The organism is Nocardioides cynanchi (assembly GCF_008761635.1).
Lineage (GTDB): Bacteria > Actinomycetota > Actinomycetes > Propionibacteriales > Nocardioidaceae > Nocardioides > Nocardioides cynanchi.
The window spans coordinates 701,891-718,750 of the sequence record NZ_CP044344.1 but is presented as its reverse complement, the minus strand read 5'-3'; the positions used below and the strand labels follow the sequence as shown (position 1 = coordinate 718,750).

The following is a 16,860-nucleotide window of genomic DNA, read 5'->3' as shown; positions in this document are numbered from 1 at the left end:
GCAGACTATCGACCGCCTCGGGCCGTGATGGAATCGGTGCCGGAGCCCCAGTTGCCCTTGGCTAGCATGGGACGTTGCCGACGGAGTGAAGAGGGACACAGTGACGACGAGCGAGTGGGGACGCGTCGCCGAGGACCGAACCGTCTACGTCAGGACGGCGGACGGTGAGCGGGCCGTCGGGCAGTACCCCGAGGGCACCCCCGAGGAGGCGCTGGCCTTCTACGCCAAGCGGTACGACGAGCTCGCGGGCAGCGTCCACCTGCTGGAGCAGCGGGTCCAGGGTGGGCTGATCTCGCCCGAGGAGGCCACCGACGCGGTCAAGGCCATGCGCCTCCAGGTCGTTGAGGCGAACGCGGTCGGCGACCTCACCGCCCTGGTCGGACGCCTCGACGCGCTCGGGCCGGTGATCTCGGTGCAGCGACAGGCTCGCAAGGCCGAGCGCGACCAGAAGGTCGCCGCGGCCAAGACCGACAAGGAACGCATCGTCGCCGACGCGGAGAAGATCGCGGAGGGCAACGACTGGCGCAACGGTGCGAACCGGCTGCGGCAGCTGCTCGACGAGTGGAAGGCGCTGCCGCGCATCGACCGCGCCTCCGACGACCAGCTCTGGCGGCGCTTCTCCACCGCCCGGACGGCGTACACCCGTCGTCGCAAGTCGCACTTCGCCGAGCAGAACGAGAAGCGGGACGCCGCCCGGCTGGTCAAGCAGCGGCTGGTCAAGGACGCCGAGGGGCTGGCGAAGTCGACGGACTGGGGCGCCACCGCGGCGTCGTACCGCGACCTGATGCGCGACTGGAAGGCGGCCGGCCCGGCGCCGCGCGACGTCGAGGACGAGCTGTGGGGTCGTTTCCGAGCCGCCCAGGACGCGTTCTTCGGTGCCCGCGACGAGGCGATGGCCGCCCAGGACAGCGAGTTCGCCGCCAACGGCGAGGCCAAGGAGAAGCTGCTGGTCGAGGCCGAGGCACTGGTGCCGGTCACCGACCTCGACGCCGCCAAGCGCGCGATCCGCGACCTGTCGGAGCGGTGGGACGCGATCGGCAAGGTGCCGCGCGACAAGATCCGTCCCCTGGAGGACCGGATGAAGGCGGTGGAGCAGGCGATCCGCAGCATCGAGCAGGAGCAGTGGCGTCGCAGCGACCCGGAGAAGTCCGCCCGCGCCGACGACATGGTCGCCAAGCTCGAGGACGCCATCGCCAAGGTCGAGCGGGACCTCGACGCCGCCCGCTCGGCGGGCAACCAGAAGAAGGTCACCGAGCTGGAGGAGAACCTCGCCTCGAGGCGTTCCTTCCTAGAGATGGCGCAGCGGGCGTCGGCCGACTACTCGGGCTGATCCGGTACGCCGTACCCCGGAGCTACTGGGTGACGCGGTAGGCGTCGAAGACGCCGGGCACCCCGCGGACGGCGCGGAGCACGTTGTCGAGGTGCTTGGCCTCGGCCATCTCGAAGGTGAACCGGCTCTTGGCCACCCGGTCACGGGTGGTGGAGAGGGTGGCGCTGAGGATGTTCACGTGCGCGTCCGAGAGCACCATCGTGATGTCGGACAGCAGCCGGGCGCGGTCGATGGCCTCCACCTGGATGTTGACCAGGAAGGTCGAGCGGGCCGTCGGCGCCCACTCCACGTCGAGCAGCCGCTCGGGCTGGCGCTGGAGCTCGTCGGCGTTGGTGCAGTCGGTGCGGTGCACCGAGACCCCGCCGCCCTTGGTCACGAAGCCCAGGATCGCGTCGGGCGGCACGGGCGTGCAGCAGCGCGCCAGCTTGACCCAGACGTCGGGGGCGCCCTTGACCATCACGCCCGAGTCGCCCGGGGTCGCGGCCTTGGCCCGGCCTCGGTTGCCGGTGATGGTCACGCCCTCGGAGAGGTCCTCCGCGGCACCGTCGTCGCCACCGTGCAGCTCGATCACACGTCGTACGACGGCTTGGGCGCTGAGGTTGCTCTCCCCCACCGCCGCATAGAGAGCCGAGACGTCGGCGAGGTGGAAGTGCAGCGCGGCCAGGCTCAGCGACTCGTGGGACAGCACCCGCTTGAGGGGCAGCCCCTCCTTGCGCATCAGCTTGGCGATCTCGTCCTTGCCGCGCTCGATCGCCTCCTCGCGCCGCTCCTTGGTGAACCACTGCTTGATCTTGCTGCGCGCCCGCTGGGACTTCACGAAGGTCAACCAGTCGCGCGACGGGGCCGCGGTCGGCGCCTTCGAGGTGAAGATCTCCACGACGTCGGAGTTGTCGAGCGTCGACTCCAGGGGCACCAGCCGGCCGTTCACCCGCGCGCCGATCGTGCGGTGGCCGACCTCGGTGTGCACGGCGTAGGCGAAGTCGACCGGGGTCGACCCGACCGGCAGGGGGATCACGTCACCGCGCGGGGTGAACACGAACACCTCGGCACGGTTGATCTCGAAGCGCAGCGACTCGAGGAACTCGCCGGGGTCCTCGACCTCGTTCTGCCAGTCGAGCAGCTGTCGGACCCAGTTCATGTCGTCGAGGTCGCCGAGCCGCTCGGTGTCGGCCCCGGCCCGGCCGCTCTCCTTGTACTTCCAGTGGGCCGCGACGCCGTACTCGGCGCGACGGTGCATCGACTGGGTGCGGATCTGCACCTCGACCGGCTTGCCCTGCGGGCCGATCACGGTGGTGTGCAACGACTGGTACATGTTGAACTTCGGCATCGCGACGTAGTCCTTGAACCGGCCGAGCACGGGGTTCCACCGGGCGTGGATGACGCCGAGGGCGGAGTAGCAGTCGCGGTCCTCCTCGACCAGGATCCGCAGCGCCACCAGGTCGTAGATGTCGGTGAACTCGCGGCCGCCCACGATCATCTTCTGGTAGATCGAGTAGTAGTGCTTGGGCCGCCCGGTCACCCGGGCCTTGACCTTGGCCTCCTTGAGGTCCTGCTCGACCTGCTCGATCACCTGGGTCAGGAACTGGTCGCGTGACGGCGCCCGCTCGGCGACCATCCGCACGATCTCGTCGTAGATCTTGGGGTGCAGGGTCGCGAACGCGAGGTCCTCGAGCTCCCACTTGATGGTGTTCATGCCGAGCCGGTGGGCCAGCGGCGCGTAGATGTCGAGGGACTCGGTGGCCTGGCGCTCCTGGGTCGACTGCTTGACGTAGCGCACTGTGCGCATGTTGTGCAGGCGGTCGGCCAGCTTGATCACCAGCACCCGGATGTCGCGCGACATCGCCACGATCATCTTGCGGATCGTCTCGGCCTGCGCGGAGTCGCCGTACTGCACCTTGTCGAGCTTGGTCACGCCGTCGACCAGGATCGCGACCTCGTCGCCGAAGTCGCTGCGCAGCTGGTCGAGGGTGTACGGCGTGTCCTCGACGGTGTCGTGGAGCAGCGCCGCGACCAGGGTCGGCTCGGTCATGCCGATGTCGGCGAGGATCGTCGCGACCGCGAGCGGGTGGGTGATGTAGCGGTCACCGCTCTTGCGCATCTGGTTGCCGTGCGCCTCCTCGGCCGTGCGGTAGGCGCGCTCGATCAGGGCCAGGTCGGCCTTGGGGTGGTTGGTCCGCACCGAGCGGAACAACGGCTCGAGCTCCGGCTTCTCCCCGGGGTTGCGGGCGCCCATCCGGGCCAGCCGGTTGCGCATCGCCCGCGGCGACGGGACCCGGTCGCGGGCCGACGTACCGGGACGCTCGCGGGCAGCCGGGGCGGCCGGCACAGCGGCGTCCTCCGCCGTCGTCGAGCCGCCCTCGGTCGTCATGAACCGAGTCTACGGACCCCGTCGACCGGGCAGGCGGTGTCCCTGCTGCTACGGCTCGCGGCCCTGCCAGGTGGTCAGACAGGCGCGGTTGCCCTGCGGGTCGGCGAGCACCCAGAACGCGGGCGCGGCGGTGTCGTCGACGAGCTCGCCGCCCGCTGCGATCGCGGCGGCGATGCGAGCCTCGACCACCTCGGGAGGGACGCGCAGGTCGAGGTGCCAGCGCTGGCGCGGGACGTCGTGGGGACCGGTCGGCTGGAACCAGATCGACGCCCGGCGCCCGGTGGCGTCGTGGAGCTGGATCTCTCCCCAGGCCTCGACCGTGTCGTAGTCGAGCAACGCCGCCCAGAACGGCCGGATCTCCGACGCGTCGGCCGAGTCGAGGCCGAGCTCGAGCACGCTGGTGCGCTCCGGGTGCGGCGTGACCCCGGCGGCCCGGGCGAGCTCACTGATGGTCCGGGCCAGCGCCACGTCGCGCGAGGTCACTCCACCGACGTCGTGACTGATCAGTCGGACGTCGAGCCGGCCGTAGGCCAGGTCGAGATCGGGATGGTGGCCCATCTCTTCCGCGGCAGTGGTGATCGCGTCGACCAGCCTGACCGCGCGGACGAAGTCGCCGGTGTCGAAGCTGGCGTGCAGGCGGTCGATCAGCATCCGCCAGTCGTCCAGCCGTTCGTCGACCAGCTCCCGCTCGGTCAGCGTGCGGGCTGGGTCGGGCGGGGACGCGGTCCGGTCGCTCACTCACATCACCTTCCGTCCGAGCCGCCTCGGGTTGCCGGCCGCGGCCCGTCTGCGGCCCCGGGTCGTCGAGTCTGGCACGGGACACCGACGGTCCGGGGCGGCGAGGACCCGGCGCGGCGGTCACCGATGATGAACCCATGGAGGACCAGCAGGTGCCGCAGCCGGCCGAGGCAGAGGCGACCGTGATCACGCTCTGCGGCTCGACCACCTTCGAGGCCGAGTTCGCCGAGGTCAACCAGCGGCTCACGTTGGAGGGTTGCGTCGTGATCAGCCTCGGGATGTTCCGGCTGCCCGAGCTGCCGGACTACGACTGGGCGGTCGACCCGTCGGACCTGAAGGGGCGTCTCGGCCGGGTGCACGTCCAGAAGATCCGGATGGCCGACGAGGTGTACGTCGTGGATCCGGGCGGCTACGTCGGTGAGTCGACCCGACGCGAGATCGCCTATGCGCAGTCCCTCGGCAAGCCGGTGCGCTACCTGAGTCGGGAGCGCTCGTCCACCTGACCGTGACCCTTCGAGGAGCGCGTGTCGAGGGTGTCGCCGCCCTGGTCAGTCCGGATCGGTGTGGTCGAACCCGCACGTCAGGTTGTGCGAAGAGTCGGGCACTACTTCGGTCAGGATCCTGCTCCTGCTGGCCTCGGCGAACTTCCTGGTCACGAGCTTGTCGTGCTGCTTGGGGTCGACGTAGACCGTGCGCCCACTGACGTGGAGGGGACCGCGCTTCTCGGGAAAGGGTGCCCGCAGGACCGTCGTGCCGCGCACGTCGTAGGCCCCCGCATACGTGTACTGCGTGCCATCCAGGGAGAAGTCGACCCACACCTCCTGCGCACCCAGCAGGCTGCTGACGCGGACCTCGGCGTAGGCGCCGTTCGCGTCGAAGCCGCAGGCAGTGATGCGCGTGCTCCAGGAGAGCTGGAAGAGCCCCCAGATGCCGAAGCCCGTGGCGGCGATGCCGAGAAGCCGGAGGGCCAGGCGCCCCCGACCTCCTGTGCCGCCGCCGGCCCGCCCCCCGAACATGTTCGCGAGCGTAGTGAGACCCATTCCCCTGCGCTGCCCATTCGGTGCGGATTGCCGAAATTCGGCGACGGGGAGCCGGCTGGGCCGGAGTAGAACGGCGGCGTGGGTCCTCGATTGCTCGTCGTCGCCGCTGCCGCCCTGCTCGGCTACCTGGCGACGTGGGGTCTGGTGGTCGTCGTCTCCCTGTTCAACGCCGCGGGCGGTCTCAACGACGGCAGGGAACCGCTCGCCCTTCCTCCTCCGAACTCGTGGACCCTGCGCGCCATGTACGTGGCTGTCGCGGTCGTCGCCGGCCTCGTCTCGTTCCGCGCTTGCCGGGATCGGGATGTGTCACTCCGCCGAGCCGCCGAGCCCGCCGGTCTGGCGCTGGCTGCGGTCCTGGTGCTGTCGGGAAGCACCTACGCCGTCGGCGCCTCGCACGAGCACGACTACCTCGAGCATCTCCCGCCAGGCATGAGCCGTCAGGCTGGGCTGGCGTACGGGAGCCAGGCGTGCGACTGGCTCGCCGGCGAACGGTGGGGACGCCCACCAGGCGCAGACCACCTGCCGGGCATGCGCAAGGTGCAGCGCGGTGGCCTGGTCTACCAACCCCGCGACGTGCGATCACATCAGGCGAACTCCACGGTCAGGCTGATGGTCTACTACCTCGAGCATCTCGACGCACGACAGCCCGGCCCGCTGACCCAGAACGAACGAGAGCAGGCGAGTGTCACCGCCGTCGCCTTCTACGAGCTCTGCCCGTTCCAGCAGTGGGTCCACCGTCCCCTCGGCGGCGACCACGGCGGCGACTGAGTCAGGTCGCCGACCTGGCGGAACGCGTAGTCCAGGGCCGCGGCGCCTGAGCCGGTCCGCTCGATCCCGGTCAGCGCGAGCTCGTAGCTCTTCCCGGGCTCGAAGATCGGAGGTCCGTCGCCGGCCACCAATGGCTGCAGCAGCAGCTCGGGCACCCGCACCGTGGGATCGACGTCCTCCCCTGTCGTGTTCCAGTCGGGGCACGCGGTGACCGTCGACCAGAAGACGATCTTCGGCTTCTCGGCCAGCACCGTCGCGAACTCGTTCACGGCGGGGCTGCCGGACTGCTCCTGGGCCACCTCCGCCCAGTACGACGCGAGCAGGGCTCAGGTGCCCGCGCCGTACCGCAGGTGGTCCGCATCGGAGATCGTGGTCAGCGCGTGCGCGCGCGACTCTGGGGAAAGGGCCTGACCCGGAGCGCGCGGTCGTGCTTGAGTCGTCACCCGACACCAGTCCCCTGCGGACGATCGGAACAGGAGCCGCTCGTGGTGGATGACGCGTTCTACTCCGATGCCAGGTTGTACGACCTGATGTTCCCCGGCGACGGTCCGGCCGTCGAGTTCTACCGGGCCGAGGCCGGTCGGACCGGCGGGCGGATCCTCGAGCTCGGCTGCGGCACCGGGCGCGCAAGCTGATCCCGATCGCGTCCGACGGGCACTCGTGCGTCGGTGTGGACCGGTCCTCGGCCATGCTCGCCGAAGCGCGTCGCAAGGCGGACGACCGCGGCGCGGTGGTGGAGTGGGTGCCGGGCGACATGACGGCCTTCGACCTGGGTCGCACCTTCGACTTGGTGTTCATCACGGCCAACTCCCTGTTGCACCTGCACGAGATCGACGACCTGGTGAGCTGCTTCCGGTCTGTACGACGACATCTGGCACCGGGAGCGCAGTTCGTCTTCGACGTGTTCAACCCGAGCGTGAACGTGCTGGCCGGGGCCGACGGCCGTCGGCGAACCAGGGAGTCGCTGTCGTTCATCGATCCGGATCGCGGCCGGGTCAACGTCGACGTCGCGGAGACCTACGACGCCCTGGCGCAGGTGACGCGCGGGACGTGGCACCTGTGGACCGACTCCGAGCCCGACCTGCTGGTCGCACCGCTCGAGATCAGGAGCATCTTCCCCCAGGAGCTGCCGCTCCTGCTCGCGCTGGGCGGCCTTCGGCTCGTCAGCCGAGTCGGCGACTGGTCCGGTGCGCCGTTCAGCAGCGACGCACCCCTCCAGCTCTGCGTGTGCGAGCCCGCCTGAGGGAGTCGAGAGCAGCGGATGAGCGCGTTCGTGCGACCACGGCGTAGTCTCGGGTGTTGCCGGATGCGGCAGCGGTCATCACCAGCACGGATGTGCTCCCGTCAGTGAGCTCCCGGCAACCGAAGCCGGGTGGCGGGCCGGCGTCCCGAATCGAGCGGCCGTGAGCGGCGACCTCAGTCCCTCCGAGCCAGTTCAGCCCCCACGGCGGCGGATTCGCCTGGCCATCGTGGACGACTACGCAGTGGTGGTGGCAGGGATCGCCACGCTCCTCGCGGACGAGAACGTCGACGTGGTCGAGACCGGTGCGTCGCTGCCCGTCATCAGCGATGTCGACGTCGTCCTCTACGACACGTTCGGTCAGGTGCAGGGCCGGGGCGTCGACCTCGAGGAGGTCGTCGCCCACAGCGGTGCGAAAGTCGTCATCTACAGCTGGAACCTCCGTCACAACCTGATCAAGAAGGCGATCGCGAGCGGAGCCAGCGGCTATCTCTCCAAGGTGCTGACCGGACCGGTGATCGTCGAGGCCCTGGAGCGGATCATGACGGGCGAGACGGTGATCCTGACCGGAGACCATGAGACCAGCGTCGGCGGCGTCGGGGACTGGCCGGGCAGGCTGGAGGGGTTGTCGTCGCGCGAAGCCGAGGTGATCGCGCTCATCGCGAGCGGCCTGAACAACCAGGAGATAGCCGACCGGGCCTGCCTCAGCCTGAACACGATCAAGACCTACATCCGATCGGCGTACCGCAAGATCGGGGTCGAGCGGCGGCCCCAGGCGGTGCTGTGGGCAGTGGAGAACGGCTTCCAGCACGACACCGAGCGCACGCTCGATGCCGCCCTTCGCGTTCGCCCGACGGCCAGGTAGGGCCACGCCTCGGATCGCGAACGTGTCCGAAGGTCGAGCACCACCACTCATGCCAACCCCAGGCCGTCCGGCCATTCTCAGGACATGAGCGACTCACTGCGGGCCCCGGCCGTCGGGATGAGGCCGCGGGGACTGTGGTGGCGAACTGTCGGCGCTGCTGCCGCCTTCGTGGTCGTCAATGCGGTCGCGTTCACGCTGATGTTGACCCACCTGGCTGCGGCGCTCCGGCACAACATCGGGGAGTCCCCCGTCGGCGCCTTCCACGTCGGCACCGAGCTGGTCACTCCCCTGCTCGGGTGGGTCTGGTTCCAGTCCCTGCTCAACGGGATCGCCCTGGTCATCCCGCCGAGGACCCAGCCCCTCGGCGTGGGGGTCCTGCTGGTGGTCGCCGTGGTGGCTGCGTGCGCGGGGTAGGTGCTGCTCACGTTCTAGAGGTCCCAGCGCTCGACCGTGAGTGCGGACAGCGGCATGTGAGTGCAGTCGCCGGGGGTGGCCCTCCGTTACTGTGCCCGCATACTGCGCCACTCAGGGAGGCCGCATGTTCCGTAGGTGGATGGCTTACGAGCCGCCCCCAGGGCAGTTCACATCCAGCGTGCTGGTCATCGTCGCCCCACTTCTGTTGTTCGCGGCTCTCGCCCGGGTCAGCGGCGGAAGCGGCGGCCTGGGCACCCCAGAACTGGTGCTGCGGTCGCTGATCTGGGTGATCGGCCTGACGTGGATCTGGGAAGTACCGCTGGTGCGACACATGGTGCACCCCAGAGACTGAGGAACCGCTCGGATCGGTGTGAACGCACACTCGAACATCGGCATGAGCATCCGATCCCGCCGACGTGGGAGGAGTCTGCTCAGACGGTCAGCAGGCTGGTCAGCGGGAGGTCGCCGATCGCCTCGCGCCCGGGCAGGAAGCTCAGGTCCATCAGGACCGCCACGCCGACGGCCACGGCACCGCACTCCTCGACCAGCCGTCGTGTGGCGGCGACCGTCCCGCCGGTCGCCAGCACGTCGTCCACCAGCAGGACCCGGTCACCGGGGGCGAACGCGTCGCGGTGCACCTCGAGGGTGGCCTCGCCGTACTCCAGGGCGTAGGACTGCGAGAAGGTCGCCCGCGGCAGCTTGCCGGCCTTGCGGACCGGCACGAACCCGGCGCCGAGCGCGAGCGCCACCGGTGCCGCGAGGATGAACCCGCGGGCCTCCATGCCCACCACATGCTCCACGCCAGGTCGGCCGTCGGCTCCGCGTCCGGCCTCGGCCAGGGCCTCGATCACGCGGGCGAAGGCAGCGGGGTCGGCGAGCATCGGGGTGATGTCCTTGAACACCACGCCCGGGCTCGGGTAGTCCGGGACGTCGACGACCAGCCGCTTCAGGATCCCGGCTGCTTCGTCGGCGCCCGGACCCGTCACTTCTTGCCGCGCTTGGACTTCGCCTGCCGGGTGGGCTGGACCCGCCCGCTGGCGCCGCTCGGCCGGACCGGCCCCCGAGCAGGGGGTACGACGCGTCCGCGACCGAGTGCCTCGGTCGAGGGCGTCGGACGGTTGCCGCCGCTGGTGGCTGCTGCCGGCGCCCCGGCCACGGGCACGGCGTCGGGGTCGGTGCCGACCGCCATGTCGTCGGTGAAGGTCGGGACCGAGGCGTAGCGGTCGGCCTCGTGCCGGCGCCGCACCTTGAGGCGCTTCTCGTGCTCCTGGACGCCGGCCTCACGCGACTTCATGTGGGCCAGCATCGGGGTGGCGATGAAGATCGAGGAGTAGGCCCCGGCCGCCATTCCCACGAACAGCGCGAGCGCGAGGTCCTTCAGCGGACCGGAGCCCAGCTGGACCGCGCCGACGTACAGGATCGCGCCGACCGGGATCAGCGCCACGATCGAGGTGTTGATCGAGCGGACCAGGGTCTGGTTGACCGCCAGGTTGGCCGCCTCGGCGTAGGTCTGGTGGGAGGCCTTGAGGTTCTTGGTGTTCTCCCGCACCTTGTCGAAGACCACCACGGTGTCGTAGAGCGAGAAGCCGAGGATGGTCAGCACGCCGGTCACCGTGGCGGGTGTCACCTCGAAGCCCGACAGGGCATAGATCCCCACCGTGATCACGAGGTCGTGGATCAGCGCGACGATCGCCGCGAACGACATCTTCCACTGCCGGAAGTACGCCCAGATGAAGAGCACCACCAGGATCAGGAAGACGAACAGACCGGTGATCGAGCGTTTCGCGACTTCCTTGCCCCAGCTCGGCCCGATCTCGTCGATCGAGAGCTGGGCCTTGGTGACGCCGACCGTCTGCTCGATGGTCGCCGAGATCGTGTTGCTCTCGGTCGGGTTGAGCGGCTCGGTCTGGACCAGGATCGAGTTGGTCCCGGCGGTGGTGACGACGACCTGCTTGGCGGCGGGGATGCCGGTGTCGGCGACGGCGGTCCGGAGCTTGTCGGCGTTGGCCTGCGTCGCCTGCCCGGACGGCATGGTGACGGTGTACTCGGCACCTCCGACGAACTCGATGCCGAAGTTGAGGCCGCGGAACCACAGCCCCAGCACGGCGGCGATGATGATCACGCCGGAGATGGCGTACCAGAGATGGCGACGGCCGACGAAGTCGATCGACCTGCGACCGGAGTACAGGTCGTTGCCGAGGCGGCTGAACTTGCCCATCAGGCCCTCCCTCCAGCCGGAAGCCGATCGAGGCCGAGGTTCTCCGCGTCGAGCCCGGAGAGCCGGTGGCCCTTGTTGAAGAACGGGAACCTCGCCAGCCACGACACCATCGGGTGGGTGAACCAGAAGAACACCGCGAGGTCGATCAGCGTGGACAGCCCCAGGGCGAACGCGAAGCCCTTCACCACACCGGCCGCGAAGATGTAGAGCACCACCGCCGCCAGGATCGTCACCGCGTCCGCCGCCAGACAGGTGGCCCGGGCCCGGATCCAGCCGGCCTCGACGGCCACCCGCATCGACTTGCCGCCCCGCATCTCGTCCCGGATGCGTTCGAAGAACACGATGAAGGAGTCGGCGGTGATGCCGACCGCCACGATCAGGCCGGCAATGCCGGGCAGGGTCAGGGTGAAGCCGGCGCTCTTGGCCAGCAGCAGCACCAAGGCGTACGTCGTGGCGCCGGCGACCAGCAGGGAGGCGATCACGACCAGCCCGAGGCCGCGGTAGTAGAGCAGGCAGTAGATCATCACCAGGATCAACCCGGCGATGCCGGCGGTGAGACCGGCCTTGAGCTGGTCACCGGCCAGCGAGGGGCCGATCACCTGGTTGGTGGTCTTGGTCTGGTCGAAGGTGATCGGCAGGGCGCCGTACTTCAGGCTCGTGGCCAGGCTCTTGGCGCTGCCTTCGTTGAAGTTCCCGCTGATCTCCGACTGCCCGTTGGGGATCACGCCCTTGTAGTAAGGGGCAGAGATCACCTTGCCGTCGAGCACGATCGCGAAGAGCTTGGTCTGGTCTCCGGCCATCGCCGCCGACAGCTTGCGCTCGGTGGCGGCACCGGAGCTGTCGAGCTGGATGTTCACCGTCCACAGCACCTGGCCCTGGCTGCTGCCGGGTGCCGCGGCCGAGGCCGAGGTGATCTGGGTGCCCTCGATCAGGGCCGGCGAGAGGAGGTACTTCTGGCTGCCCTGGCAGGTCACGAGCGGAAGGGCGGGGTCGTCGACGACGGGTTTGGTGGTCGGACACGTGTAGTTGTTGTAGACCTCCACCGACTGCGGGTCGGGGTTGGTCTGCCACGCCAGGCCGTCCTGGAAGGACGCCCGGTTGGCGGCCGTGTAGTTCACCTGGGAGGTCGAGGTCGGCCCGGTGGCCGGTGCCGTCGTCGGCGTCCCGGTCGGCGACGAGCTGGGCTTGGGCGCCTTGGTGCTGGTGGACTTCGGGGTCTTGTTCTTGTGGTGCTTGCCGAGCACGAACGGCGCACGGTTCTTGCCGGTGTTCTTGCCCGAGGGCTTCGAGGTCGAAGGTGCCTTGGGTGAGGACGACGACGACGGGAGCAGCACGCCGGAGCCGGGCGACGCGCTCGGCGAGGCCCCGGTCGTCGGCGGCGTGGTGGTGCCGGTGGTCGGGGAGACCTGGGCGACCAGGCGGAAGCGCAGCTGGGCGACCTGGGTCACCAGGCTGAGCAGGTTGTTCTGGCTGGCACCGGGCACCTGGACCACGATCTCGTTGCTGCCCTGGGTGTTCACGGTCGCCTCGGTGACCCCGGAGCCGTTCACCCGCTGGTCGATGATGTCGGCAGCCTGCTGGAGGTTGTCCTTGGTGACGTTGCCCTTGGCGATCAGCGTGATCTGGGTGCCGCCTTCGAGGTCGAGACCCAGAGCGGGCTTCCAGGTCCCGATCAGGGCGACCAGGGCGTAGGCGATCGCCAGGCCGAGGAAGAACACCGTCACGGTGCGTCCCGGGCGAGCGCTGCTGCGTGCCATCTACTTCTCCTCCGGCTCGTCGGGGACGAGCGCTGCTTCTCCGGCGCCGACATCGGCCGGGGTGGTCACGACCGAGCCGACGGCGGCGCGGACCACGCGCAGGATCACGCCGTCGGCCACCTCCAGCGAGATCGCGTCGTCGTCGAGCGCCCGGACCGTGCCGTAGATGCCGGAGGTCAGCATGACCTCGTCACCCACGTCGACCGCGCGCTGCAGCTGCCCGAGGGCACGCTGCCGGCGCTGGGCCGGACGGATCAGGACGAGCCAGAACAGGAGACCGATCGCCACCAGCGGCAGAAGCTGCAGCAGGTTTTTCACGACGGTCCTCACGTGTGATGGCTGGGGGCATGGCGGCCTGGAACGGTAGTCCGGCCGACCGAAGGTGAAGTGTAACCGGGGGTGTGGTCTCCCCCACCAATCAGGACTCGAACAGGGTCGGCTCCACCGGCGGGTTGCCCGTCGGCGCGGGAGGCGGGGTCAGGCCGAGGTGCTCCCAGGCCGCGCGGGTCGCCACCCGGCCCCGCGGCGTACGCGCCAGGAAGCCGTTGCGGACCAGGAACGGCTCGGCGACCTCTTCCACGGTCTCGCGCTCCTCGCCCACGGCGACCGCGAGGGTGGAGATGCCGACCGGGCCTCCCCCGAAGCGCCGGCACAGGGAGTCGAGCACGGCCCGGTCGAGCCGGTCGAGGCCGAGCTCGTCGACCTCGTAGAGCTCCAGGGCGCGGTGCGCCACGTCGCGGGTCACCACGCCGTCGGCACGCACCTGCGCGTAGTCACGGACCCGGCGCAGCAGCCGGTTGGCGATACGGGGCACGCCGCGCGATCGTGAGGCGATCTCGGCGGTGCCGCCGGGATCGGCCTCGACCCCCAGCAGGCCCGCCGAGCGCCGGATGATGGTGTCGAGCTCGTCGGCCTCGTAGTACTCCAGCTGCGCGGTGAAGCCGAAGCGGTCGCGGAGCGGCCCGGGCAGCAGACCGGCGCGGGTGGTGGCGCCGACCAGGGTGAACGGCGGGATGTCGAGCGGGATCGCGGTGGCACCGGGACCCTTGCCGATCACCACGTCGACCCGGAAGTCCTCCATCGCGAGGTAGAGCATCTCCTCGGCGGGGCGCGCCATCCGGTGGATCTCGTCGACGAACAGGATGTCGCCGTCGTTGAGCCCGGACAGGATCGCGGCTAGGTCGCCGGCGTGGGTGATCGCCGGGCCGCTGGTCAGGCGCAGCGGGGTCGACATCTCGTGGGCGATGATCATCGCCAGGGTGGTCTTGCCCAGCCCCGGCGGGCCCGACAGCAGCACGTGGTCCGGAGCCCGGCCGCGCCGTCGGGCGGCCTCGAGCACCAGGCCCAGCTGGTCGCGGACCCGCTGCTGCCCGACCACTTCGTCGAGGGTGCGCGGCCGGAGCGCCGCCTCGACGGCGCGCTCGTCACCCTCCGCCTCGACCGCGGTCAGGGAGGCGAGGTAGGCGTCCTCGTGGGCGTCGAGATCGGGGTCGTTCATGCTCTCACGCCCGGCTCAGGGTGCGCAGGGCCGAGCGGAGCAGCGCGGCGACGTCCGGGCGGTCACCGGCCTGGTCGGCGACCGACTCGATCGCCTTGTCGGCGTCTCGGGCAGACCAGCCGAGGCCGACCAGCCCTTGCTGCACCTGGTCGCGCCAGGGCTCGGACACCGTCGCCCTGACGGGGGCGCCGCCGGAGGTTGGTGCGCCGATCCGGTCCTTGAGCTCGAGGATGATCCGCTGTGCCCCCTTCTGGCCGATGCCGGGGACCGCCGTCAGGGTCCGCACGTCGTCACCGGCGACGGCACGGCGTACGGCGTCGGGAGTGAGCACCGCGAGCATCGCCTGGGCGAGCTTGGGGCCGACGCCGCTGGCGGTCTGCACGAGCTCGAAGACCTGCTTCTCGTCGTCGTCGACGAAGCCGAACAGCGTCAGGGAGTCCTCGCGGACCACCATCGAGGTGGGCAGGGTGGCGATGTGGCCGGGCCGGAGCGTGGCCAGCGTGTTGGGCGTGCACATCAGCTCGAGGCCGACCCCGCCGACCTCGAGCACTGCGCTGGTGAGGGTCACCTCGGCGACCTCGCCGCGGACGAACGCGATCATCTGCGGGCTCTTCCGGTGCTCGCGCCGGTCGAGACCCCCGCCGCGGCCAGGGCGGCGTCGATCCGGGCCTGCGCTCCCCCGCGCCAGATGTGGGTGATCGCCAGCGCGAGGGCATCAGCGGCATCGGCGGGCTTGGGCGGCCCTTCGAGCCGCAGGATCCGGGCCACCATCGCGCCGACCTGCGCCTTGTCGGCGCGGCCGTTGCCGGAGACGGCGGCCTTGACCTCGCTCGGCGTGTGCAGCGCGACCGGCAGCCCACGCCGGGCCGCGGCGACCATGGCGATGCCGCTGGCCTGGGCGGTGCCCATGATCGTGCTGGAGTCGGAGCGCGCGAAGACCCGCTCGATGGCCACCGCGTCGGGTCGGTGCTCGTCGAGCCAGGCCTCGATGCCGCGCTCGATGTGCACGAGGCGCAGCGAGACGTGCTGGTCGGCGGAGGTGCGGAGGACGTTGACGTCGACCAGCAGGAGCGGCCGGCCCACGCTGCCCTCGACCACCCCCATGCCGCAACGGGTCAGCCCGGGGTCGATCCCCAGCACGCGCATGTCCTCGCCCTTCGTCCGAACACCTGTTCGTACGTCACGCTATCCGGACCCGACGCCCGAACGGCGTACGACACGCGCGCCGGCGGGCTAGGCGTCCAGCTCCGCCAGGATGTCGTCGGGCACGTCGAAGTTGGCGAAGACGTTCTGAACGTCGTCGCTGTCCTCGAGCGCCTCGATCAGCCGGAACACCTTCGAGGCACCCTCCTTGTCGAGGGCCACCTGCATGTCGGGCACGAACTCGGCCTCGGCCGAGTCGTAGTCGATGCCGGCCTCCTGGAGCGCCGTGCGTACGGCGACCAGGTCGGTGGCCTCGGTGACGACCTCGAAGGCCTCACCGAGGTCGGTGACGTCCTCGGCGCCGGCCTCCAGGGCAGCCTCGAGGACGTCGTCCTCGCTGACGTCACGACCCTCCTGTGCCTGCGGGACCAGGATCACGCCCTTGCGGTTGAACAGGAAGCTCACCGAGCCCGGATCGGCCAGGGAGCCGCCGTTGCGGGTCATCGCGGTGCGGACCTCCATGGCGGCCCGGTTGCGGTTGTCGGTCAGGCACTCGATCAGCATCGCGACGCCGCCGGGGCCGTAGCCCTCGTACATGATCGTCTGGTAGTCGGCTCCCCCGGCCTCGGCGCCCGACCCGCGCTTGACGGCGCGGTCGATGTTGTCGTTGGGGACCGACGACTTCTTCGCCTTCTGGATCGCGTCGTAGAGCGTCGGGTTGCCGCCGATGTCTCCGCCGCCCATGCGCGCGGCGACCTCGATGTTCTTGATCAGCTTGGCGAACATCTTGCCGCGCCGGGCGTCGACGACCGCCTTCTTGTGCTTGGTGGTCGCCCATTTGGAGTGGCCGGACATGCATCCCTCTTCTTACGCCATCGCTCGGTCAGTCGATCAGGTCCAGGAACAGGCGGTGGATCCGGGCGTCTCCACCCACCTCGGGGTGGAAGGACGTCGCCATCAGCGGACCCTGCCGGACCGCGACGATCCTACCGGCGGCCGGACCCTGGTCGATCCGGGCCAGCACCTCGACCTCCGGGCCGGTCTCCTCGACCCACGGCGCCCGAATGAAGATCGCGTGCACCGGCCCCTCCACGCCCGCGAAGTCGACGTCGCCCTCGAAGGAGTCCACCTGTCGGCCGAAGGCGTTGCGGCGCACGGTGATGTCGAGGCCACCGAGGGTCTCCTGGTCGGGGGTGCCGTCCTCGACCCGCTCGGCCAGCATGATCATCCCGGCGCACGTGCCGAGCACCGGGAGCCCCTCCTTGATCCGCTGCCGGATCGGGTCGAAGAGGTCGAACGTGCGCGCCAGCTTGAACATCGTGGTCGACTCGCCGCCCGGGACGACCAGGGCGTCGCACCGCTCGAGCTCGCTCACCCGGCGTACGCCGAACGCCTCGGCGCCGAGGGACTCCAGCACGGCCAGGTGCTCACGGACGTCGCCCTGCAGGGCGAAGACTCCGACGTGAGGGGTGGTCACACCC

21 protein-coding genes are annotated in these 16,860 nt (G+C 70.1%); 8 read left to right on the top strand and 13 right to left on the bottom strand.

Going from position 1 to position 16,860, the window contains the following annotated elements; all coding sequences use genetic code 11:
* Nucleotides 1–100: 100 nt before the first annotated feature.
* Nucleotides 101–1,330 carry a DUF349 domain-containing protein gene (locus tag E3N83_RS03775; protein WP_151082040.1) on the top strand — a complete coding sequence of 410 codons (1,230 nt, stop codon included), beginning with the start codon at nt 101–103 and terminating at the stop codon, nt 1,328–1,330.
* Between the two features lie 22 nt (nt 1,331–1,352).
* Here the strand turns inward: E3N83_RS03775 and E3N83_RS03770 are convergent, their stop codons facing one another.
* Both E3N83_RS03770 and E3N83_RS03765 read right to left on the bottom strand, forming a co-directional pair.
* Nucleotides 1,353–3,698: a RelA/SpoT family protein gene (locus E3N83_RS03770; RefSeq protein ID WP_420371835.1), complete on the bottom strand. Its 2,346-nt coding sequence runs from the start codon at nt 3,696–3,698 to the stop codon at nt 1,353–1,355.
* A 48-nt stretch (nt 3,699–3,746) separates the two neighbouring features.
* Complete coding sequence (locus E3N83_RS03765) at nt 3,747–4,436, bottom strand: 4a-hydroxytetrahydrobiopterin dehydratase (protein ID WP_238343054.1); 690 nt, start codon at nt 4,434–4,436, stop codon at nt 3,747–3,749.
* A gap of 137 nt (nt 4,437–4,573) precedes the next feature.
* Here E3N83_RS03765 and E3N83_RS03760 point away from each other — a divergent pair, with 137 nt between their 5' ends.
* Nucleotides 4,574–4,939 carry a hypothetical protein gene (locus E3N83_RS03760; RefSeq protein WP_151082039.1) on the top strand — a complete coding sequence of 122 codons (366 nt, stop codon included), beginning with the start codon at nt 4,574–4,576 and terminating at the stop codon, nt 4,937–4,939.
* A gap of 45 nt (nt 4,940–4,984) precedes the next feature.
* Here the strand turns inward: E3N83_RS03760 and E3N83_RS03755 are convergent, their stop codons facing one another.
* Complete coding sequence (locus tag E3N83_RS03755; protein ID WP_151082038.1) at nt 4,985–5,452, bottom strand: hypothetical protein; 468 nt, start codon at nt 5,450–5,452, stop codon at nt 4,985–4,987.
* Between the two features lie 102 nt (nt 5,453–5,554).
* On the opposite strand from E3N83_RS03755, the gene E3N83_RS03750 reads away from it, so the two are divergent.
* On the top strand, nt 5,555–6,244 hold the full coding sequence (locus tag E3N83_RS03750; protein WP_151082037.1) for a hypothetical protein: 690 nt from the start codon (nt 5,555–5,557) through the stop codon (nt 6,242–6,244).
* Here E3N83_RS03750 and E3N83_RS03745 read toward each other — a convergent pair.
* The gene (locus E3N83_RS03745) at nt 6,178–6,543 is read right to left on the bottom strand and encodes a hypothetical protein (RefSeq protein ID WP_151082036.1); all 366 of its coding nucleotides are present in this window, start codon (nt 6,541–6,543) and stop codon (nt 6,178–6,180) included. The genes E3N83_RS03750 and E3N83_RS03745 overlap by 67 nt on opposite strands.
* Before the next feature lie 186 nt (nt 6,544–6,729).
* On the opposite strand from E3N83_RS03745, the gene E3N83_RS19735 reads away from it, so the two are divergent.
* The 5 genes from E3N83_RS19735 (at nt 6,730) to E3N83_RS03725 (ending at nt 9,115) form a co-directional block, all read left to right on the top strand.
* Nucleotides 6,730–6,879, top strand: a complete 150-nt coding sequence (locus E3N83_RS19735) for a class I SAM-dependent methyltransferase (protein ID WP_202879313.1) — start codon at nt 6,730–6,732, stop codon at nt 6,877–6,879.
* On the top strand, nt 6,855–7,487 hold the full coding sequence (locus E3N83_RS03740) for a class I SAM-dependent methyltransferase (protein ID WP_337692375.1): 633 nt from the start codon (nt 6,855–6,857) through the stop codon (nt 7,485–7,487). Before E3N83_RS19735 ends, E3N83_RS03740 begins: the two co-directional genes overlap by 25 nt.
* A gap of 160 nt (nt 7,488–7,647) precedes the next feature.
* On the top strand, nt 7,648–8,349 hold the full coding sequence (locus E3N83_RS03735) for a response regulator transcription factor (protein WP_238343052.1): 702 nt from the start codon (nt 7,648–7,650) through the stop codon (nt 8,347–8,349).
* A gap of 84 nt (nt 8,350–8,433) precedes the next feature.
* On the top strand, nt 8,434–8,763 hold the full coding sequence (locus E3N83_RS03730; protein ID WP_151082035.1) for a hypothetical protein: 330 nt from the start codon (nt 8,434–8,436) through the stop codon (nt 8,761–8,763).
* Nucleotides 8,764–8,902: 139 nt separating this feature from the next.
* A complete protein-coding gene (locus E3N83_RS03725; RefSeq protein WP_151082034.1) occupies nt 8,903–9,115 on the top strand; it encodes a hypothetical protein in 213 nt (70 codons plus the stop codon).
* A 79-nt stretch (nt 9,116–9,194) separates the two neighbouring features.
* Here the strand turns inward: E3N83_RS03725 and E3N83_RS03720 are convergent, their stop codons facing one another.
* From E3N83_RS03720 to pdxT, 9 genes are all read right to left on the bottom strand, one after another.
* Nucleotides 9,195–9,749: an adenine phosphoribosyltransferase gene (locus E3N83_RS03720; protein WP_151082033.1), complete on the bottom strand. Its 555-nt coding sequence runs from the start codon at nt 9,747–9,749 to the stop codon at nt 9,195–9,197.
* Nucleotides 9,746–10,981, bottom strand: a complete 1,236-nt coding sequence (gene secF, locus E3N83_RS03715; protein ID WP_151082032.1) for a protein translocase subunit SecF — start codon at nt 10,979–10,981, stop codon at nt 9,746–9,748. Before secF ends, E3N83_RS03720 begins: the two co-directional genes overlap by 4 nt.
* A complete protein-coding gene (secD, locus tag E3N83_RS03710) occupies nt 10,981–12,738 on the bottom strand; it encodes a protein translocase subunit SecD (RefSeq protein WP_151082031.1) in 1,758 nt (585 codons plus the stop codon). The genes secF and secD overlap by 1 nt, the downstream gene beginning before the upstream one ends.
* The gene (yajC, locus tag E3N83_RS03705) at nt 12,739–13,068 is read right to left on the bottom strand and encodes a preprotein translocase subunit YajC (protein WP_238343051.1); all 330 of its coding nucleotides are present in this window, start codon (nt 13,066–13,068) and stop codon (nt 12,739–12,741) included.
* A gap of 88 nt (nt 13,069–13,156) precedes the next feature.
* Complete coding sequence (gene ruvB / locus E3N83_RS03700) at nt 13,157–14,236, bottom strand: Holliday junction branch migration DNA helicase RuvB (RefSeq protein WP_151082030.1); 1,080 nt, start codon at nt 14,234–14,236, stop codon at nt 13,157–13,159.
* A 4-nt stretch (nt 14,237–14,240) separates the two neighbouring features.
* The gene (ruvA, locus tag E3N83_RS03695; RefSeq protein WP_151082029.1) at nt 14,241–14,837 is read right to left on the bottom strand and encodes a Holliday junction branch migration protein RuvA; all 597 of its coding nucleotides are present in this window, start codon (nt 14,835–14,837) and stop codon (nt 14,241–14,243) included.
* A complete protein-coding gene (gene ruvC / locus E3N83_RS03690; protein WP_202879390.1) occupies nt 14,834–15,373 on the bottom strand; it encodes a crossover junction endodeoxyribonuclease RuvC in 540 nt (179 codons plus the stop codon). The genes ruvA and ruvC overlap by 4 nt, the downstream gene beginning before the upstream one ends.
* 96 nt (nt 15,374–15,469) lie before the next feature.
* Nucleotides 15,470–16,234: a YebC/PmpR family DNA-binding transcriptional regulator gene (locus E3N83_RS03685; protein ID WP_151082027.1), complete on the bottom strand. Its 765-nt coding sequence runs from the start codon at nt 16,232–16,234 to the stop codon at nt 15,470–15,472.
* A 28-nt stretch (nt 16,235–16,262) separates the two neighbouring features.
* Nucleotides 16,263–16,856 (bottom strand): pyridoxal 5'-phosphate synthase glutaminase subunit PdxT, encoded by a 594-nt coding sequence (gene pdxT / locus E3N83_RS03680; protein WP_151082026.1) that lies wholly within the window; start codon nt 16,854–16,856, stop codon nt 16,263–16,265.
* Nucleotides 16,857–16,860: the final 4 nt, after the last annotated feature.